Source organism: Streptomyces avidinii (assembly GCF_014650695.1).
Classification (GTDB): domain Bacteria; phylum Actinomycetota; class Actinomycetes; order Streptomycetales; family Streptomycetaceae; genus Streptomyces; species Streptomyces avidinii.
Map to the genome: position 1 here is coordinate 196,033 of NZ_BMVL01000004.1, position 19,914 is coordinate 215,946.

Genomic DNA, 19,914 nt, shown 5'->3' on the forward strand with positions numbered 1-19,914 from the left:
TGAGCCCTGGGGCGAAATGAGAGCACGGATCGGCGGCATCGGCCAAGGGGTTGGGTGAACTCTTTCACAAAGTCCGGACGGATCATCAGCCGCCCCGTGGCCGAACCCTGCGGCCGAGGGGCGGATCTCCTCAGCTCATCCGCAGTGCGAGGAAGAAGTCGAGCTTGTCCTCCAGCCGCGACAGGTCCCGGCCCGTCAACTGCTCGATTCGCCCGACGCGGTAGCGCAGCGTGTTGACGTGCAGGTGCAGGCGCGTCGCGCAGCGGGTCCAGGAGCCGTCGCAGTCCAGGAAGGCCTCCAGTGTCGGGATGAGCTCCGCGCGGTGGCGCCGGTCGTAGTCCCGCAGCGGGTCCAGCAGCCGGGCCGTGAAGGCGCGGCGGACGTCGTCCGGGACGAACGGCAGCAGCAGCACGTGCGAGGCCAGCTCGTGGTGGCCCGCCGCGCAGACCCGGCCCGGGCGCGCCGCGGCCACCCGGCGGGCGTGCCGGGCCTCCTCCAGCGCCCCGCGCAGCCCCTCCGCGGAGTGCACGGCCGCGCTGACGCCCAGGGTGAGCCGGCCGTCGTCGGCCAGACCGGCCGCCAGGGGGTCCCGTACGGCCGCGAGCAGCTCGTCGGCGTGCAGGGCCGAGTCCGGGCCCTTGTCCTCCCCGGCGTCCCCGGACAGCGAGGGCAGCGGCACCAGGGCGATGGCCTCGTCACCCGCATGGGCCACGGCGATCCGGTCCGAGGGCTCGGGCCCCGAGACCGACGGGTCGACGAGGATCTCCTCCAGCAGGGACTGCGCGACCGGGCCGCCGGGGATGTCCCCGCCCTCCCAGTCCACCCGGGCCACGACGACCTGCCAGTGCGGGGCGGCGCCCAGTCCCGGCAGCAGTACCGGCGCAGCCACCCGCAGGCGGGCGGCGATCTCGGCGGGCGGAGCACCCGTCTGGACCAGCTCCAGCACCTCCTGCGCGAGGCGGCGGCGCACGGTGCGGGCCGCGTCGCGCCGGTCCCGCTCCACGGCGATCAGCTGGGTGACGCCCTGGAGCAGGTCCAGGCGCTCGGCGGGCCAGTCGCCCGCGTCCGCCTCGACGGCCAGCAGCCAGTCCGAGAGCACCGTCTCGCGCACGTCACGGGCGGCCGGACCGGCCGGGCCGCGGCCGTGTCCCCTGATCGGGAAGAGCGAGTAGGTAATACCCTGGATGGAGATCCGATGCGGCCCCCTGCGGCCCGTCCGGACCGCCGCAAGGTGCTCGCCCGCCAGTGCTGCGCACACGCCCGGCGCCAGCGGCTCGCCCGCCCCGGCGATCTGCCGGCCGGTGGGGGACAGCACCCAGGCCCGGAGATCGAGGTCGGTGGTGAGCAGATCGAGCACCACGTCGGGGCCGCCGCCGGCCGGACCCGAGGTCATCAGCCGGCGGTGTCGGTCCACGACGGCCGCGAGGTCCCCGGCACGCTCGCCCGAGACCTGCCGTACGACGTACTCCGTGATCGTGGCGAATGCAACGTCCTCGTTCACGGCGAACAGCGGCAGCCGGTTGCGCACGCAGGCCGAAACGAGATCATCGGGGATCGCGCCCAGCTCCGCCTCGCCCGCGGCGAGCCCGGCCACGCCCGCACTCGCCAGGATTCGTACGAATGGCTCGGAGTCGGCTGAATTTCGTCTCCAGGCCAGGCCGGTAAGGACCAGCTCGCCCCCCGACAGGTACCGGCTGGGATCGCGCAGGTCGGTCGTCATGACCCCGCGGACCGTCCGGTCGAGTTCACCCTCGCCGCCGAGCAGCCGCAGCCCCAGCGCCTCGGTTTCCAGCAGTGCGCGCAGCCGCATGATGTCGCCGCCGATCTGTCTCGAATGTTGCCGTTGGAAATCGGGCAGGTCGTCGCATCCCGCCTTTCATACGAATCTACAAGACGAGGGAGGCCGTCAGCCAACTCCTTCATGGTTTCGGTGACTGCACCCGGGGGACGGGCGGCTTGTGTACTGGGTCCACACCGCGTTAACAGCACGTGAACGACCAGTCGAGGGCTCTTGGGCCTCCTGGCTCGAAGTAAACGACACGATGAAGAAGAAGAGAGCCGCTCATGGACTTCCTTCGCCCCGCCAGCTGGGAGGAGGCGCTCGCCGCTAAGGCCGAGTACCCCTCAGCTGTGCCGATTGCGGGTGGCACCGACGTGATGGTCGAGATCAACTTCGACCACCGTCGGCCGGAGTACCTCCTGGACCTGAACCGCATCGGTCTGCTGCGGGAGTGGGAGGTCGGCGAGGACGTGGTTCGTCTGGGCGCCTCCGTCCCGTACACGCAGATCATGGAAAACCTCCGTACGGAGCTTCCGGGACTCGCGCTCGCCTCGCACACGGTCGCGTCCCCGCAGATCCGCAACCGCGGCGGCGTCGGCGGCAACCTCGGTTGCGCCTCGCCGGCCGGCGACTCCCACCCCGCGCTGCTCGCAGCGGGCGCCGAGGTCGAGGTGGAGTCCGTACGCGGCTCGCGCCTCATCCCGATCGACGAGTTCTACACCGGCGTCAAGCGCAACGCGCTCGCCGCCGACGAGCTCATCAAGACCGTCCACGTCAAGAAGGCGGACGGTCCGCAGCAGTACTCCAAGGTCGGCTCCCGCAACGCGATGGTCATCGCGGTGTGCGCGTTCGGTCTGGCGCTGCACCCGGAGACCCGCACGGTCCGCACCGGCATCGGTTCGGCCGCGCCGACCCCGATCCGTGCGAAGGCCGCCGAGGAGTTCCTGAACGCCGCTCTCGAAGAGGGCGGCTTCTGGGAGTCCGGCAAGGTCATCACCCCGTCGATCGCCAAGCAGTTCGGTGACCTCGCCTCCGGCGCGGCCAACCCGATCGACGACGTCCGCGGCACGGCGAAGTACCGCCGTCACGCGGTCGGCATCATGGCTCGCCGCCAGCTCATCTGGACCTGGGAGCAGTACCGCGGAACCGGCAACGGCCGCTCGCTTGAAGGGGCTGCGTAATCATGCGCGTCAATTTCACTGTCAACGGCCGTCAGCAGGAAGCCGACGACGTGTGGGAGGGCGAGTCCCTCCTCTACGTCCTGCGCGAGCGCTTGGGCCTGCCGGGTTCCAAGAACGCCTGTGAGCAGGGCGAGTGCGGTTCCTGCACCGTCCGCCTCGACGGCGTGCCGGTCTGTTCCTGCCTCGTGGCCGCCGGCCAGGTCGAGGGTCGCGACGTCGTGACCGTCGAGGGTCTGGCGGAGTTCTCCAAGCAGCGCGAGGAGCACGGCCACGGCGGTGCCTGCGGCACCGGCGGCGGCTGCGGCAGCAAGGGCGTGTCCCTGGACGCGGCCAAGCAGTGGCAGGCGCACGGACCCAACAGCGAGCTCCGCTCGCGGGCCGGCGACTCGCAGACCGGCGAGGGCGTGGAGCTCTCCAACATCCAGCAGGCGTTCATCGACGCCGGTGCCGTGCAGTGCGGTTTCTGCACCCCGGGTCTGCTCATCCAGGCGGACGCGCTGCTGGAGGAGAACTCCTCCCCGTCCGACCAGGACATCCGTGAGGCCCTGTCCGGCAACCTCTGCCGCTGCACGGGCTACGAGAAGATCCTCGACGCGGTCCGCCTCGCGGCCGCCCGTCAGTCAGAGGCGGTCTGACCATGGCTCAGAACACCCGCACCGTGCCCGCAGGTACGCCGACGAACGTCACCCAGAAGCACAACAAGGGCGGCATCGGCGAGTCCATCCTCCGTCCGGACGGCACCCTCAAGGTCACCGGCGAGTTCGCGTACTCCTCGGACATGTGGCACGAGGACATGCTGTGGGGCCAGACGCTGCGCAGCACCGTCGCCCACGCCGAGATCGTCTCCATCGACATCTCCGAGGCGCTCGCCATGCCCGGCGTGTACTCGGTGCTGACGTACGACGACCTGCCGGCCGAGATGAAGAACTACGGCCTGGAGATCCAGGACACCCCGGTCCTCGCCCACGGCCGGGTACGGCACCACGGTGAGCCGGTCGCCCTCGTGGCGGCCGACCACCCGGAGACCGCCCGCCGCGCGGCCGCCAAGATCAAGATCGACTACCGCGAGCTGCCGCTCGTCACCGACGAGGCCTCCGCCCTCGCTCCCGACGCGCCGCTGATCCACGAGGGCCGCGACGACCACCACATCGGTCACGTCCCGCACCCGAACATCGTGCACCGCCAGCCGATCATCCGCGGCAACGTGGAGGAGGCCCGCAAGCGCGCCGACGTCATCGTCGAGGGCGAGTACACCTTCGGCATGCAGGACCAGGCCTTCCTCGGCCCGGAGTCCGGCCTGGCCGTGCCGTCCGAGGACGGCGGTGTCGAGCTGTACGTCGCCACCCAGTGGCTGCACTCGGACCTCCAGCAGATCGCCCCGGTCCTGGGCCTCCCGCCGGAGAAGGTCCGCATGACGCTCTCGGGCGTCGGCGGTGCCTTCGGTGGCCGCGAGGACATCTCGATGCAGATCCACGCCTGCCTCCTGGCCCTGGCCACGAACAAGCCGGTCAAGATCGTCTACAACCGGTTCGAGTCCTTCTTCGGTCACGTGCACCGTCACCCGGCGAAGCTCTACTACGAGCACGGCGCCACCAAGGACGGCAAGCTCACGCACATGAAGTGCAAGATCGTCCTGGACGGCGGCGCGTACGCGTCCGCCTCCCCGGCGGTCGTGGGCAACGCGTCCTCCCTCTCGGTGGGTCCCTACGTCCTGGAGGACGTGGACATCGAGGCGATCGCGCTCTACACGAACAACCCGCCCTGCGGCGCGATGCGCGGCTTCGGCGCCGTCCAGGCCTGCTTCGCCTACGAGGCCCAGATGGACAAGCTCGCGGCGAAGCTGGGCATGGACCCGGTCGAGTTCCGCCAGCTGAACGCCATGGAGATGGGCACGGTCATGCCGACCGGCCAGGTCGTGGACGCCCCGGCGCCCGTCGCCGAGCTGCTGCGCCGCGTCAAGGCCCGCCCGCTGCCGCCGGAGCGCCAGTGGGAGAGCGCCGGCGAGAACGCGGACGTCCGCGCGCTGCCCGGCGGTCTGTCGAACACCACCCACGGTGAGGGCGTCGTCCGCGGCGTCGGCTACGCGGTCGGCATCAAGAACGTCGGCTTCTCCGAGGGCTTCGACGACTACTCGACCGCCCGCGTGCGGCTCGAGGTCATCAACGGCGAGCCCGTCGCGATGGTCCACACGGCCATGGCGGAGGTCGGCCAGGGCGGTATCACCGTCCACACGCAGATCGCCCGTACCGAGCTGGGCGTCACGCAGGTGACCATCCACCCGGCCGACACGCAGGTCGGCTCCGCCGGTTCCACGTCCGCCTCCCGGCAGACGTACATGACCGGTGGCGCCGTGAAGAACACCTGTGAGGCGGTCCGCGAGGCCCTCCTGGAGATCGGCCGCCGCAAGAACGGCTCGTACCACCCCGCGTGGGCGACGGCCGAGCTGCTGCTCGAAGGCGGCAAGGTCGTCACCGACGGCGGCGAGGTCCTCGCGGACATCGCCGACATCCTGGAGAACGAGGCCATCGACCTCGAACTCGAGTTCCGGCACGCGGCGACCGAGCCCTTCGACCTGGTCACCGGCCAGGGCAACGGCCACGTCCAGTACACCTTCGCCGCGCACCGCGCGGTCGTCGAGGTGGACACCGAGCTCGGCCTGGTCAAGGTCGTCGAGCTGGCGACCGCGCAGGACGTGGGCAAGGCCCTCAACATGCTTTCCGTGGTCGGCCAGATCCAGGGTGGTACCACCCAGGGTCTCGGCGTCGCGATCATGGAAGAGATCATCGTGGACCCGAAGACCGCGAAGGTGCGCAACCCCTCCTTCACGGACTACCTGATCCCGACCATCCTCGACACCCCGACCATTCCGGTCGACGTCCTGGAGCTCGCCGACCCGAAGGCCCCCTACGGCCTGCGCGGTATGGGCGAGGCCCCGACCCTCTCGTCCACCCCGGCCGTCATCGCGGCGATCCGGCAGGCGACGGGTCTGGAGATCAACAAGACGCCGATCCGTCCGGAAGCCCTCACCGGGACCCTCTAGGACGGCGTGGTCCGGGGGCCGCGAGGCCCCCGGACCTCCTCAGACTCTTCGGGCGGTGCGCATGGGAACGTCACACTTCACGGCGCACCGTCCGGAGGACCAACGAAGCACCGCACCGCTCGCGGTCCCTTCACCCGGCAGTACCCCTGCAAGAACCCCCGTAGTACCAGCGGTCACCCCCGCACTACCCGCAGTACACGCAGTGCACATTCGCGTCGCCTCGGGCCGTCACCCCGGGTCGTGCAGCCAAACGCAGCATCCCAAATCCCGCATCTCCAATCTCCAAGCGGGTGCCCCTTTGAACCTTGGGAGTTAGGCACCATGACCCAATCGTCAGTAGAGCCCAAGACCACCGCGGAAGAGGCCGGCGACGGCTCTCAGCCACCCGCCGGCAGGTCCTGGCTCGACCGGTACTTTCACATAACGCACAGAGGCTCCAACATCGGCAATGAGGTTCGTGGCGGTATCACGACCTTCATGGCGATGGCTTACATCCTTCTGCTCAACCCCCTGCTCCTCTCGGGCAAGGACGTCGCCGGTACCACGATGGCCGCTTCGGCGATCATCACCGCCACCGCGTTCGCCGCAGCCGTCACGACGCTCCTCATGGGCTTCGTCGGCAAGGTGCCGCTCGCCCTTGCCGCCGGTCTCTCCGTGTCCGGCGTGCTGGCCTCGCAGGTGGCCCCCCAGATGACCTGGCCGCAGGCCATGGGCATGTGTGTGGTCTACGGTGTCGTGATCTGTCTCCTGGTCGTCACCGGCCTCCGCGAGATGATCATGAACGCGATCCCCCTCGCGCTCAAGCACGCGATCACCATGGGCATCGGCCTCTTCGTCGCCCTGATCGGCTTCGTCAAGGCCGGTTTCGTGGGCAGGGGTCCGGAGTTCGGTCCCCCCGTCCAGCTCGGTGCGGTCGGTGAGCTGTCCGGCTGGCCCGTCATGCTCTTCTGCGTCACCCTGATCACCATCTTCATGCTCCAGGCCCGCAAGGTGCCCGGCGCCATCCTGATCGGCATCGTCGGCGGCACCGTCCTGGCCGCGATCCTCAACGTCATCGTGGACATCGATCCGAAGGCCTGGAAGAGCGGCCCGCCGGAGCTCAGCGGCTCCGCAATCTCGAAGCCGGACTTCTCGCTCTTCGGCGACGTCTCCTTCGGCGGCTGGGGCGACGTCGGCTACATGACGGTCGGCATGATCGTCTTCACGCTGGTGCTCGCCGGCTTCTTCGACGCCATGGCCACCATCATCGGTGTCGGCACCGAGGCCAAGCTGGCCGACGACAAGGGCCGCATGCCGGGCCTGTCCAAGGCGCTGTTCATCGACGGCGCCGGTGGCGCCATCGGTGGTATCTCGGGCGGCTCCGGTCAGACCGTCTTCGTCGAGTCCGCGACCGGCGTCGGCGAGGGTGCCCGCACGGGTCTCGCCTCCGTCGTCACCGGCCTGTTCTTCGCCGCCTGCCTCTTCTTCACCCCGATCACGCAGATCGTCCCGGGTGAGGTCGCCTCCGCGGCCCTGGTCGTCATCGGCGCGATGATGATGCAGAACGCCCGCCACGTGGACTGGTCCGACAGCGCGACCTCGATCCCGGTCTTCCTGACCGTCGTGATCATGCCGTACACGTACTCGATCACGGCCGGCGTCGCCGCCGGTGTCATCTCGTACGTGGCCATCAAGATCGCTCAGGGCAAGGCCCGGGAGATCGGCGGCTTCATGTGGGCGCTGACCGGGATCTTCCTGGTGTTCTTCGCCCTGAACCCGATCGAGCACTGGCTCGGGGTCGGCTGACCCGGACCGATCGGGTCGGTCCACCGATGAGGCCGACCCGATCGACCCGGTCGACCTGCTGGTCGATCGGCTTTTCGAGAACCGCACGCTCCACGTATCCGATACTGGAACCGAACCTCTCCGAGGAGGCCCCCCATGCTGGACATCGCCGAAGAGCTGAACCGGTGGGTCGAGCAGGGACGTGACTTCGCCGTCGCCACCGTCGTGGCGGTCGGCGGGAGCGCGCCCCGGCAGCCCGGTGCCGCACTCGCCGTCGACAGCGAGGGCACGGCCATCGGTTCGGTTTCCGGTGGATGCGTGGAGGGTGCGGTGTACGAGCTGTGCCGGCAGGCGCTGGAGGACGGCGAGACCGTCCGGGAGCGCTTCGGCTACAGCGACGACGATGCCTTCGCCGTGGGCCTGACCTGCGGCGGAATCATCGACATCCTGGTCACCCCGGTCCGTGTGGGCTCTCCCGCCCGCGAGGTGTTCGCGGCCGGCCTGGCCGCCGCCGCCCGCGGCGAGGCCGCGGCGGTGGCCCGGATAACGCAGGGTCCGGCCGAGCTGATGGGCCGCGCCGTGTTCGTCCGTACCGAAGGCGCCCACCAGGGCGGATTCGGCGGACACCCCGAGCTGGACCGCACCGTCGCCGAGGAGGCCCGCGCCATGCTCGACGCCGGCCGGACCGGCGTGCTGGAGATCGGCGCCGACGGCCGGCTCTGCGGCGAGCCCCTGCAGGTACTGGTCGAGTCCAGCGTCCCGCCCCCGCGGATGATCGTCTTCGGCGCCATCGACTTCGCCTCCGCCCTCGTGCGGATCGGCAAGTTCCTCGGCTACCGGGTGACGGTGTGCGACGCACGGCCCGTCTTCGCGACGAAGACCCGCTTCCCCGAGGCGGACGAGATCGTCGTGGACTGGCCCCACCGCTACCTGGAGACCACCGACGTCGACGGCCGGACCGTCCTGTGCGTGCTCACCCACGACGCCAAGTTCGACGTCCCGCTCCTCGAACTGGCGCTCAAGCTGCCCGTCGCCTACGTCGGCGCCATGGGCTCCCGCCGCACCCACGAGGACCGCAACAAGCGACTGCGCGAGGTCGGCGTCACCGAGCTCGAACTGGCCCGGCTGCGCTCCCCGATCGGCCTGGACCTCGGGGCTCGATCCCCGGAGGAGACCGCGCTGTCCATCGCCGCCGAGATCGTCGCGAACCGCCGCGGCGGCAGCGGCGCGGCCCTGACCGGCGCGCACATCCCGATCCACCCGGACGTCTCGAGAACGACGATCGACCGGATCGGCTCCGTGGCTTGACTGCCTGACCGGCCGCCCGGCCGCCGAAGATGAGAAAAGGGCGCGACCCGTAGGGGTTGCGCCCTTTCGGCGTCCCCCCTATCTTACCGGCCGGTAAGAGGAGGCACCCTCTCCATCCCTTCCCCGTAGCGGAGTCGATCGGATGTTACGAACCGTGCGCACCCTGGGCCTGCTGGCAGCTGCCGCCCTGCTCACCGCATTCACGCCGGCCCCGACTGCTCCCGCCCCGGGCGGCGGTCTGCGCGAGGTGCTCTTCGTAGGGAACAACTGGGAGGGGACCGCCGACGTCCTCGCCTCCACCGGCGACCTCGCCAAGGTGGGCCGGATCGACGTGGTCCCCGACAAGGCGGAGCGGCTGCGCGAGATCTACCTCAACCCCGTGAAGCTCGCCTTCTTCCTCGGCATCCGGGAGAGCGCCGGTGAGGGGCACGACCAGTTCGTCGACGACATGTACACCACCCCCGACGGCACCGCCGTCGTCGTCTCCCGCCCCAGCTTCGCCGACGTCGTGTCCATCGACGTGACCTCCGGCCGGATCAACTGGCGCTTCCCGGTGTCCGGTTACCGCTCCGACCACATGGCCGTCTCCCCGGACGGGACCCGCGTCGCCGTGTCGGCCTCCACCTCCAACACCGTGCACGTCCTGGACATCACCACCGGGCGCCAGGTCGGCTCCTTCGGCACCGGCGACAAGCCGCACGAGAACACCTTCACCCGCGACGGCCGCTTCCTGTGGAACAGCTCCATCGGCGAGGTCAACACGGCGTTGGACGCGCCCTGGCTGGACTGGACGAAGGGCGACCGCAAGATCACCGTGGTCGACGCGCAGACCTTCCGCACGGTGCGGGTGATCGACATGCGGGAGCGGCTGGACGCCTTCGGCCGCCGCGACCTGTCCGACGCCGTCCGCCCCGTGTCCTTCAGCCCCGACGAGTCGAAGCTCTACTTCCAGGTGTCCTTCTTCAACGGCTTCCTGGAATACGACGTGCCCTCCGACCGGATCACCCGTCTCAAGACCCTCCCGGCGAACCCCGCCACCAGCCCCGACCGCACCACCTGGGTCAACGACTCCCGCCACCACGGCATGTCCATGAGCCCCGACGGGGCGAAGCTCTGCATCGCGGGCACCATGGACGACTTCGCGACCGTCGTGGACCGGGCCACCCTCGCCGAAGGGCCGCTCGTGCCCGCCGCCAAGCCGTACTGGGCCACGGTCGACGGCGACGGCAGCGCCTGCGTGATCTCCGAGAGCGGCGCCGACCGGGTCACGGCCATCGACTTCGCCACGGGCACCAAGCGGGTCTCCGTTCCCGTCGGCGACCATCCCCAGCGCGTCCGGCTCGGCCATGTCCCGGCGGGCTGGACCGGTCCCGTCGGGCGCTAGGCCGGCGGCGTGGGGCAGGCCCGGAAACTCAGCCCACCGTCACGGTCGGCTCGTGCCGGACGGGGAAGTTGACCGAGTTGGCGATGAAGCAGGCCCGGTGGGCCTCCTCGTGCAGTGAGATCGCCGCGGCCACCATCGACTCGTCGCCGACGGTGATCCGGGGGTGCACCACGGCCTCCGTGAACTGCCCGCTGTCCCCGGCGGTGGCCATCGTCCCGGTCGCCTCGTCGACGTACGAGGTGACCACCACGCCGTTGATGGTGCAGAAGTGCAGGTAGGAGAGCATGTGGCACTGGGACAGGGCGGCGAGCAGCAGTTGCTCGGGGTTCCAGCGGGAGGCGTCACCGCGGAACGTCGGGTCGGCACTGCCGAGGATCGCCGGCAGCTCTGCGGCGACCACCTCGTGCGCCCGTGAGTAGGCGCGGTAGTGGCTGGTGCCGGTGCCGAGGTTTCCGGTCCAGGTCACGCGGGTGGTGTAGGAGTGCAGTCGGGCCATGGCGGCTGCTCCCTCTCTCGGGTACGGACCGGGCGGGCGGACGCCCGGGACGTGGCGGCGGCCTGGTCGAACCGTGCCGGACGTCGACCTGGATCGTACGGCCGTCGCCACGGCCGTGTCGGCCGCGCCCTCCGCGAGGCGATCGAAGGCACCGCCGGCCTCCGACGGGCGCACCGTCGGCGGGGTCAGGCCCGCCACTCCTCCCGGAGCATCCCGAACAGCACCTCGTCGTACCGCTCACCCGCCAGCAGCACGGCGGCCCGCCGCCGCCCCTCCTCCCGGAAGCCGAGCCGGGTGAACGCTCGTACGGCCCGCTCGTTCCCGCTCCAGGTGTCGAGCTGGAGCCGGGTGAGCGGGAAGGCGCCGAAGAGGTGGTCGACCAACAGCCGCATCGCCTCGGAGCCGTGCCCCCGGCCCCAGAACTCCCGCTCGCCGATGGTGATCCCGAGCGTGGCCGATCCGGCCCAGGGGTCCAGGTCGCGGTAGTCGACGGTGCCGATCACCCGGCGGTCCGGCAAGGTCTCCACCGTGAACACCGCCGACTCCCGGGGCGAGAGCACCAGCATCCGCTCGAAGAGCATCGTCAGCGCCTCCCGTGTGACCGGGCCGAAGCACGGGTCCCCGGCGGACGCCCAACGGGCCACCTCGGGGTCATTGCGCCAGCGCAGGTGGTGCTCCGCGTCCTCGGCGCGCAGTGCGCGCAGTGCGACGAGTTCTCCCTCGATCAAGCTCTGATCCTCACTCCGTGACGTCCGGAGGCACACGGTAGCCACAGATGATCACGGAGGCGACGGAATTTCGGAGACACCGGGGCGGCACACCCCGGCGGCCGACCGCCGGAGCGACTGAAATCCATGACCTCCGGCCCTTATGGGATGACCGGTCCGCGATGACCGATTAGTCTCGCGATCATGGTGGACATCCGCGAAGTACCCGAGTCCGACATCGACCGTGCTCTGGAGCTCGCGTACCTGGTCTTCCACGACCGGCCCGAGAAGGAGGTCCGGGACAAGCACCACGCGCTGCTCGCGAGTTGCGACCGGATCGGCGCCTACGACGGCGCCGCCTTGGTCGGCTTCATGGCCGCGCACGACTTCCGGCTCTCGGTGCCCGGGGCGGACCTGCCCTGCCCCGGGCTCACCTTCGTCTGCGTCGCCCCCACCCACCGCAGGCGCGGCGTACTCACCGCACTGATGACGCAGATGCTGCGGCGGACGGCCGCCGCGGGCAGTCCGATCGCCGCCCTCTGGGCCTCCGAAGCCGCCATCTACGGCCGCTTCGGCTACGGCAGCGCCACCACCGGAGCCACCATCGAGATCGACTCCACCCGCCCGCTGGCCCTGCGCATCGAACCGGACCGGCGGCCGCTGCGGCTCCTCGACCCGGAGGAGGCCCTCGCCGTGATCGGGCCCTTCCACGAGGCCGCCCGTGCCGGGCGGGCCGGCCGTCCCACCCGCAGCGCGGAGCGGTGGCGCGAGGAGTGGCTCGCCGAACAGGACGAGGAGGACGAGGAGCTGAGCCCGCCGCGGATCATCGTCCTCGGGGGAGCGGGCGAGCCGATCGCCGGATACGTGCTCTACCGCACCAAGCCGGAGGACGACGCCGCGGCCGTCCGCGTGCCGGGCCGGGTCCGGGTCGACGAGCTGGAGGCCGACACCCCGGCGGTCGCCGCCGCGCTGTGGGAGTGCGTGGCTTCCCTCGACCTCACCGGCAAGGTCTCGGCGTGGGGCCGCCCGCTCGACGACCCGCTGCTGCACTTCGCCGCGGACCGGGACCAGGTACGGGTCACCGCCCAGTTCCCGGCGCTCTGGGTGCGCCTGGTCGACGTACGCGCCGCCCTGACGGCGCGCTCCTGGGCCGCGCCGGTGGAGGTGGTGCTGGAGGTGCACGACGTACGGCTGCCCGCCAACGCCGGGCGGTTCCGGCTCAAGGCGGGGCCGGCCGGGGCGACGTACGAGAACGACCACGCGGACTCCGCCACGGCAGACCTGGCCCTGGACGTACGGGAACTGGCCGCGTGCTACCTCGGCGGAACCCGGATCGAGGAGCTCGCCCTGGCCGGCCTGGTCCAGGAGCACACCCCCGGCGCGGCGGCGGCCCTGGACGCGGCCCTGCGCACGCCGGTACTGCCGCACACGAGCGACGAGTTCTGAGGTCCGGCGGCGGGGGCGGTCGGCCGGCGAGCCGGTCCTGCCCCCGCCGCACGGCCTCGGGGTCAGGCGGGCAGTGAGATCCGGGCGGCCGACATGCCGAAGCCTGGGCCCAGGATGCGGGTGGACAGCAGGTCGGGCTGCGGGTGCAGGTCCTCCGGGCGGTAACGGCGGATCTTCTCGTGCCAGTTGAGGATGCCGGCGTGCCAGTCCTTCAGCTCGCCCACGTACGCGTCCAGCGCCTCCCGGGCCTCGGCGCCGAGCTTCCAGTCGTCGTAGAGCAGCGGCAGCTGGGTCGCCACGATGTGCTCGAACTCCTCGGTCCGCCGGGTCATCAGCTCATGGCAGATGTGCAGGGCCTGCGGGTAGTCGATGTCGAAGAAGTTCCGTGTGACCAGGACGTAGTTGTGGACCTCGCCCTCGACCTCCACCTCCTTCTGGTAGGAGTAGATGTCGTTGATCATGCAGGCGGCGTCCGCGACCGCGTTCTCCAGTGAGCGGATGGTCCCGGAGGTGTAGATCTCCTCGGGGATCCCCCGGCCCTGGTGCCCGAGGCGGCACAGGTACATCGTGAGGTGGCTGCCGAAGGTGTGGCGGCGCATCTCCGCGTAGTCCACCGGGTCAGGGATGCGGTTCTGGACCTGGTTGTCCACCTCCCACAGCCAGCTCTCCAGCATGCTGACCAAGGTGGCCCGGAACTCGGTGCGCTGCTCGACGGACATGCCGGCGCTGGTGCGCACCCACAGGTCGCCGAGAGCGCGCTCCATCGCGGTCACCGGCTCGGGCTGTCCGGCGTGGTCGACCGGGATCATGGAGATCAGGCGGGCGGTGGTCGCCTTGGCGGCCGGAAGGTTCCTGCTCTGGGCGAAGACCACCGGGTAGTAGTCGTCCCCGTACGTGCCCCAGGTCAGCCAGCAGGCGTTGAGCACCAGCTGCTCCGGTGTGGCGTCGGGGTCGATCCCCGCCGAGCAGACGGCGAAGTCGAAGCCGCGCAGCCGCTCCTCGGTCCAGATGGCCGAGCCGGGGTCGCCGGGCTGAGGGTCCAGCAGGCCCATCCGCCGGGACCAGGCCACCGATTCCTCGCGCGCGTGCGCCAGGTGCGGGCTGAGGCTGAGCCGGTGCGGCATGTAGATCTCGGGGATGACGGAGGGGCCGGTGCGTTCGAAGGGCACGTGGGTGAAGGAGCGGTGGCGCAGCTCCATCGAGCGCTTCGTGAACACGGACCGCAGGTCGAGCGCGGTGGTGCCGAGCCCGGACGGCAGGAAGGGCAGGGTGGTCGGGGCGGTGGGCCGGGCCTCCTTGTTCATGTACCGGCTGGAGACCATGTGCCACTCGTGGCCGCCGGACTGCCAGTCCTGCAGGCCCTTGGCGTAGGCGAGGACGGCCGCGATCTCCGCCGGGTTCAGCGCGTGGTCGGCGAAGAGCTGGGGGAGCTCGACGAGCGCGGTCTGCTCGAACTGCTGGAGGCGGGAGGTGAGCAGGTCGTTGGAGGCCTCGGCGGCCTCCTGGGTGGTGCAGCCGAGGAAGGTCTCCAACACCAGGATGGCGTTGGAGAGTTCACCCTCGTCGGCGACCTCGCGTTGGTAGGAGAAGATGTCGTTCCTGATGTGCACGGCGTCGGAGAACGCGTCGCGCAGGACGCCGAGCGCGCGGGAGTGCGCGACGCGCGCGGGGACCTCGGCGGACACGTACTCGATCAGGCCGGCCGACCAGGGGGCGCCACCCACCTTGCGGCGCATCTCGATGTATTCGAGCGGGTTCGCGACGCGCCCGATGTTGATGTTGGCGAGCTCCCACATGGACTCGTTGAGGAGGTTCTTCGTCGACAAGGAGAACCGTTCCCGCCAGTCGGCGGACATGGCGGGAACGGTCCGCGCCCACAGGTCCGCGAGTCCCGCCTCCACCGGGTTGGTGGCCTCGGGGAACCCGCCGGACAGGTCCATCGGCATGAAGGCGGCGAGCCGGTCGAGGTACTCCTTGGCGCCGTCGCGGTCCTGCGAGCGCTTGTACATCTCCAGGAAGTGGTCGTCGAAGAAGAACACCCACACGTACCAGTCGGTGACCAGCGCCAGGGCGTCGCGGTCGCAGTCGGGGTGGGTGTACGAGCAGAGCAGTGCGTAGTCGTGCGAGTCGAGGTCGCTCTCCTCCCAGACGCCGGACCCCTCCAGCATCCCGAAGTCGCGCGCCCACTGCTTGGTGTGGGTCCGCGCGTCCTCCAGGTGGGGGTTCAGTCGTGCCGGATAGGGAACATAGAAATCCGGCAGTTGAAACGGCTGCGTCACGGCGGGCTCGGCCTTTCGTCCATGGGTACGGGAGCCCGGTCGGCCCGGTCCCCCGCACGAGATCAGCAGTGCCCTACCCCTGGTACGCATGGGACAAGGGTGAATTCACTTCATCAGGTGACGAACCGCCCGTTCCGCGCCGCGGGGCCCTGCCGGGGGCTACGGGGCGGGGGAGGGAACGGCGGAGGCCGCCTTGCCGGGTGCGGGAAGGCGGCCTCCGTTCGTGCGATGTGCGATGTGCGGTTACGGCGTGGGGATCGGGAGCGGCGCCGTGCCGAGGGTGGGGACGGTCCAGCGCTGGGCCGGGCCGGCGTGGCAGTCGTAGAGCCAGAGCTGCCTTCCGGGAGTGGTGTCGTAGTTGCCGAGGTCGAGGCAGCGACCGGAGGCGGGGTGGTAGATGCCACCGTCGGCCCGGGGCAGGAACTGCTGGCTGCCGGCGCTGCCGTCACAGGTGCGGAGCTCGATGAGAGTGCCGTTGACGACACCGCCGCCGGCGGCGTTGAGGCACATGCCCTGGTTGCGGATGGTGCCGTCGTTGGAGATCTGGAACTGCTGGGGGGCGCCGCCGGTGCAGCCCCAGAGCTGGATCTTGTTGCCGTCCTCGAGGCGGTCGAAGTCGTTGTCCACGCAGAAGCCCGTGGGCGCGGTCAGGTGGATCGGCCCGGTCGCCTGCGGGGCGGTGACGGGGGCGGCGTAGGGGTAGACGGCGAGGTTGCTGATGCCGCCCTTGAAGGGGGAGGAGTCGAGGTACGCACCGGCGTCCTTGAAGCGGCCCAGGTGGAAGGGGCCGACGGGGGCCGGGCTGGTGGACGCCTTGTGGTGGCCGGTGGCCGCAAGGGTGCCGTTGACGTACAGGCGCATGAGGCCGGTGTTCTCGTCGTAGACGGCGGTCAGCTGCTGCCAGGTGTTCAGGGTGATGGTGCCGGCGCTGTTGACCTCATTGGTCTCGTCGTACGGCCAGGGGTTCGTGTCGCCGTTGGCGATGGAGAACTGCCAGACCTTCTTGTTGTGGTTGGGGAAGAGCAGCAGCGAGCTGTTGCGGCCCAGATCCTGGCTGAGGACGACTCCGCCGAGTTCGGTGGCCTTGACCCACGTGCTGATGGTGAAGCTCTTGCGGGTGTCGATGACGGGGCCGGTGGTGCTGGCGTAAGAGCCGCCCGCGTTGCTGAACGCCGCGTAGGACGAGCTGCGGCCGCCGATGTTCTCGGCCGCGGGGAAGGTGACGTTGGTCGTCGTGGCGGGGAAGCTGCCGACGGCGCTCGGGGTGGTCGTGCCGGTCCGACCGGTCAGCTTCCACTGCGCCTTGGGCAGGTTGAGGTTGCCCAGGGTGACGGGGGTCGTGCTGACACCGGTGGCGGTCGGGAAGGGCGTCGCGGTGCCGACGCCGTTGAAGGCGACGAGCTGCTGGTTGGTGTCGACGGCCCACAGGTCGGGGATGCCGTCGCCGGTCAGGTCGCCCTCGGAGCCGACCCGCGGGTAGACCTTCGGGTCGATCGTGCCGGAGACGAGGCCCGCGGCCGGGTTGGTGAAGCCGGTGAGGTCGGGCGCCTGGGCCGTGCCCTTGACCGAGAAGGCGTGGAGCGTGCCGTCGGTCTTGGAACGGGCCCACAGGGTCGGGAAGTCGGTGCCCTGCGCGCGGCCGGGGGTGAGCAGGTCGTAGCCGGCCCACTTGGTGTCGTTGGCGGAGAGGAGGACGGCCTGCGGGGCGAGCGCGTTGAGCGAGCCCGCGGTGCCCAGCCACAGCCGTCCGTTCTCGACGAACAGCAGGGACGTGGTGGGCAGCTTGTCCGCCGTGTCACCCGAGTCCCCGGTGGGGGAACCCAACGCCGCGATCTGGGTCACCTTGGACCAGTTGGTGACGCCGTAGCCGTGGGCCGCGCAGTCGATCGAGGCGCCGGCCGGGGTCACGCAGGTGGCCGGCTTCGTGATCGGCGCGTTGGCCTGCCCGTCGAGGCGGCCGCTGTTGTCGTTGCTGTAGAGGTAGAGCTCGGCCTTGCCGGGCTCATGGGCGAAGAGGTCGTCGACGGTCTTGCGTCCCAGACTGCCCCGGTGGCTGATCTGGACACCGTTCCAGTTGGGGGTGGCGCCGGGCGCCGCCTGGACGACCGCGTTGGGCGCGCCGTACGGGTCCTGGCCGCCCGCGATCGTGCGAAGGTTCCCGGCGGTGTCGGGAAGCAGCACGTCGGGCTTGCGGTCGTTGTTGATGTCACCGAACACGGGCTTGCCCGCGTCGGGGTTGGACGGCGCGTAGTAGCTGTAGACGAACGGCTGGGACATGTTGCCCGCGTTGTCCTGGGTCTGCAGGTAGACGTAGTTGGTGCCCCAGTGCGGCGGGGTGACCTTGACGTCGGCCTTGCCCCCGGTCAGCTTGATCACGCCGGGGTCGGTGCACTTCCAGCCGGTGGCGGCCGCCTTGACCGGGTCGGTGGTCCAGCGGGCGCAGGCCAGGCCGGAGGTGCGGGTACCGGTCGCCGGGGCGGGGTCGGTGCCGCTGAGCGTGAAGGTGCCCTCCTGGCCGACGAGCTTCGGGTGCGCCCCGATGGTGCCGGACGCGGGGAAGTCCGCGGAGGCGACGGTGGCGGTCGGCGGGGTGCGGTCGACGCGGAAGAAGCACCACTCACTGTCGGCGCTGGTCAGGAAGCCGTCGGTGTTGCGGGCGTGCCAGCCGTACTGGTGGCCGTCGATCAGCTGACCGGCATCGACGGTGACGGGACCGCTGCTGCCGTTCCAACCGCTCTCCTTGAAGTCGGTCTTCCCGGCGTTGTCGTCGTCCCAGTAGATGAAGGCCGTCCACAGCTGGAGGCCGGTGGCCGAGTGGGTGTCGGCGGTGAAGGTGATGTTGTTGTTGGTGCCGACCCAGCCCGGATTGTCCCAGGCGTTGGCGGCTCCGGGGGTGCGGCAGCCCGCGTAGGTGTTCGTGTCGGCGAAACCGGGCGTCGGGCCGGTGCGGGGCGACGACACGGTGGGCGTGATGTCGTACTCGACGACGATGCGCGGGGTGTTGTCGAACCGCTGGCGGTAGTACTTGTCGGACTCGTTGTCGGGAGCGAGACCCACGGTGATGGTGGGCCACCTGTACTGGACCGCCCTCTTCACGAGGTTCTTGACGTCGAAGGCAATGCCACCGGACCCCGACATGGTGATGCCGGCTTCCTTCGCGCAGCCGCCCATGTGCGAGTTCTTGTCGCAGGGCTGCCGGTTCCAGCTGGTCGGGTTGCCGATGGCGTTGGTGGAATACAGACCCATCGGGGTCTGGGTGCTCGGGCTCGAGGAGGAGACCACGTTCGCCTCGAACCGTGCGCTGAGGACCTCGGTGCCGTAGAGCCGGGTGTCCACGCCGATCTGGAAGTAGGCGCGGGTCCTGCCGATGCCGTCGCACGGCGGATTGCCCACGTTGTAACCGCAGTAGCCGGTGGCGGGCCTGTCCTGCCCGTACTGCGTGCCGTTGAACTCGTTGGTGTCCGGGTACGCCTCCTGGACCTGGGCCCACGCCTGGTTGGCGTTGTTCAGGCTGGGCGCCCAGCCCGGATCGATGTACCAGGGGCCGGTGCCCTGACCGAGGAGCGCGGTGTCAGGGACGAGTTGGATGCCGCGGTCGTCGACGGTGGTGGCGATCGGCTTCACCGTGGCGCCCTCGCCGGGGCCGTCGGAGCTCGACGCGATCGAGGGGGCCAGGGGGGTTTCCTCGGCCGGCGCGGCCTGCTTGGCGAAGGCGCCCGCCGACTTCGTGCGGCCGGCGCCGGCGCCGCCGGTCGACGCGGAGCGGGCCGAGTCCCACATGACCGGGGTCGGGGCGGTGAAGCGGGCGTTGCCCTGGGCGTCCGCCGCCTTGAGGTTGCCGGCCGCGTCGGCACTGACCGTCAGGCCGTCGGTCTCGACGGGGAACTGGAGCTTCTGGAGGGCGGGACTGGCGGCGGCCTCGGCGGTGCGGACGATCAGTACCTGGCGCCAGCCGCCGACGGTGGTGGCGGTGAGTTCGAGGTCCACGCCCGGCAGAACGGACGGGTAGAGGGCGCTGTCCCCGTTGAGCGTCGGCTTGGGCAGCGAGAAGGGTGCCTTGAGGGCCAGCTTCTTGCCGTCGGCGGCCGTCATGGTGGCCATCGGACCCGTTCCGCCGCCGGAGAAGGCGAGGCGGGAGGGGACGGCCAGCGGGGCCACCGTGCCGTCGGCGGTGGTCTGCAGGGTTGCGTCGACTTTCTGCCATTTTCCGGAAGGGTTCTTCACCCGCTCCGGCGCGAGCGAGGTCTCTGTGGTGAGCGTCCCGCCCGGGGTGGCGAAGGTCTGTGAACTGGCCGTCGTCAGCGAGTCGATGAGGACCCGCTTGCCGTCGCTCTTGGCCCGGGCCTTCGCGGTACCGATCGCCGAGGACGCCCCGGATGACGGCGGGGGCGGGGGTGTGGGCCAGGAGGTGTCGGCCGGGCCGTGGCCGCGCTCCTCGGCGGCGTACGCAGGAGGGCCGGTCAGCAGACCGGCCCCGAGAGCGATTACGGCGGCGCCGGCCAAGGGGATGGTGAGCATGCCGGGGGAGC

Annotated in this window: 12 protein-coding genes; 7 read left to right on the forward strand and 5 right to left on the reverse strand. The window is 70.4% G+C overall.

All coding sequences use genetic code 11. The features are described from left to right. Positions 1–130: 130 nt before the first annotated feature. Entirely contained in the window at positions 131–1,810 is a 1,680-nt protein-coding gene (locus IE257_RS11965) for a PucR family transcriptional regulator (RefSeq protein ID WP_189967649.1), read from the reverse strand. A 254-nt stretch (positions 1,811–2,064) separates the two neighbouring features. On the opposite strand from IE257_RS11965, the gene IE257_RS11970 reads away from it, so the two are divergent. The 6 genes from IE257_RS11970 to IE257_RS11995 all read left to right on the forward strand — a co-directional run bounded on the left by IE257_RS11970 (position 2,065) and on the right by IE257_RS11995 (position 10,457). Next, positions 2,065–2,961, forward strand: coding sequence for an FAD binding domain-containing protein (locus IE257_RS11970; protein WP_189967651.1), 897 nt, complete (start codon positions 2,065–2,067; stop codon positions 2,959–2,961). A 2-nt stretch (positions 2,962–2,963) separates the two neighbouring features. Then, a complete protein-coding gene (locus tag IE257_RS11975) occupies positions 2,964–3,596 on the forward strand; it encodes a (2Fe-2S)-binding protein (protein WP_189967653.1) in 633 nt (210 codons plus the stop codon). A 2-nt stretch (positions 3,597–3,598) separates the two neighbouring features. Then, on the forward strand, positions 3,599–6,001 hold the full coding sequence (gene pucD, locus IE257_RS11980; protein ID WP_189967655.1) for a xanthine dehydrogenase subunit D: 2,403 nt from the start codon (positions 3,599–3,601) through the stop codon (positions 5,999–6,001). A 321-nt stretch (positions 6,002–6,322) separates the two neighbouring features. After that, positions 6,323–7,786 carry an NCS2 family permease gene (locus IE257_RS11985; RefSeq protein ID WP_189967657.1) on the forward strand — a complete coding sequence of 488 codons (1,464 nt, stop codon included), beginning with the start codon at positions 6,323–6,325 and terminating at the stop codon, positions 7,784–7,786. A 135-nt stretch (positions 7,787–7,921) separates the two neighbouring features. After that, positions 7,922–9,073 (forward strand): XdhC family protein, encoded by a 1,152-nt coding sequence (locus IE257_RS11990; protein WP_189967659.1) that lies wholly within the window; start codon positions 7,922–7,924, stop codon positions 9,071–9,073. A 142-nt stretch (positions 9,074–9,215) separates the two neighbouring features. Next, positions 9,216–10,457: a YncE family protein gene (locus tag IE257_RS11995; RefSeq protein ID WP_189967661.1), complete on the forward strand. Its 1,242-nt coding sequence runs from the start codon at positions 9,216–9,218 to the stop codon at positions 10,455–10,457. Positions 10,458–10,485: 28 nt separating this feature from the next. Here IE257_RS11995 and IE257_RS12000 read toward each other — a convergent pair whose 3' ends face one another. Together IE257_RS12000 and IE257_RS12005 are read right to left on the reverse strand one after the other, a co-directional pair. Beyond that, positions 10,486–10,953: an OsmC family protein gene (locus tag IE257_RS12000; RefSeq protein ID WP_189967663.1), complete on the reverse strand. Its 468-nt coding sequence runs from the start codon at positions 10,951–10,953 to the stop codon at positions 10,486–10,488. Positions 10,954–11,138: 185 nt separating this feature from the next. Then, positions 11,139–11,681, reverse strand: coding sequence for a GNAT family N-acetyltransferase (locus IE257_RS12005; protein WP_189967665.1), 543 nt, complete (start codon positions 11,679–11,681; stop codon positions 11,139–11,141). Between the two features lie 183 nt (positions 11,682–11,864). Here IE257_RS12005 and IE257_RS12010 point away from each other — a divergent pair, with 183 nt between their 5' ends. Then, positions 11,865–13,106, forward strand: coding sequence for a GNAT family N-acetyltransferase (locus tag IE257_RS12010; protein WP_189967666.1), 1,242 nt, complete (start codon positions 11,865–11,867; stop codon positions 13,104–13,106). 62 nt (positions 13,107–13,168) lie between these two features. On the opposite strand, the gene IE257_RS12015 is transcribed toward IE257_RS12010, so the two are convergent. Both IE257_RS12015 and IE257_RS12020 read right to left on the reverse strand, forming a co-directional pair. Next, positions 13,169–15,385, reverse strand: coding sequence for a terpene synthase family protein (locus IE257_RS12015; RefSeq protein ID WP_189967668.1), 2,217 nt, complete (start codon positions 15,383–15,385; stop codon positions 13,169–13,171). A gap of 243 nt (positions 15,386–15,628) precedes the next feature. Then, positions 15,629–19,903, reverse strand: coding sequence for a ricin-type beta-trefoil lectin domain protein (locus IE257_RS12020; RefSeq protein ID WP_189967670.1), 4,275 nt, complete (start codon positions 19,901–19,903; stop codon positions 15,629–15,631). Positions 19,904–19,914: the final 11 nt, after the last annotated feature.

Excerpts from the sequence above, each read along its gene's own strand:
- IE257_RS11965 (WP_189967649.1), bottom strand. The coding sequence starts at position 1,810 with ATGCGGCTGCGCGCACTGCTGGAAACCGAGGCGCTGGGGCTGCGGCTG.
- IE257_RS11970 (WP_189967651.1), top strand. The coding sequence starts at position 2,065 with ATGGACTTCCTTCGCCCCGCCAGCTGGGAGGAGGCGCTCGCCGCTAAG.
- IE257_RS11975 (WP_189967653.1), top strand. The coding sequence starts at position 2,964 with ATGCGCGTCAATTTCACTGTCAACGGCCGTCAGCAGGAAGCCGACGAC.
- pucD (WP_189967655.1), top strand. The coding sequence starts at position 3,599 with ATGGCTCAGAACACCCGCACCGTGCCCGCAGGTACGCCGACGAACGTC.
- IE257_RS11985 (WP_189967657.1), top strand. The coding sequence starts at position 6,323 with ATGACCCAATCGTCAGTAGAGCCCAAGACCACCGCGGAAGAGGCCGGC.
- IE257_RS11990 (WP_189967659.1), top strand. The coding sequence starts at position 7,922 with ATGCTGGACATCGCCGAAGAGCTGAACCGGTGGGTCGAGCAGGGACGT.
- IE257_RS11995 (WP_189967661.1), top strand. The coding sequence starts at position 9,216 with ATGTTACGAACCGTGCGCACCCTGGGCCTGCTGGCAGCTGCCGCCCTG.
- IE257_RS12000 (WP_189967663.1), bottom strand. The coding sequence starts at position 10,953 with ATGGCCCGACTGCACTCCTACACCACCCGCGTGACCTGGACCGGAAAC.
- IE257_RS12010 (WP_189967666.1), top strand. The coding sequence starts at position 11,865 with ATGGTGGACATCCGCGAAGTACCCGAGTCCGACATCGACCGTGCTCTG.
- IE257_RS12020 (WP_189967670.1), bottom strand. The coding sequence starts at position 19,903 with ATGCTCACCATCCCCTTGGCCGGCGCCGCCGTAATCGCTCTCGGGGCC.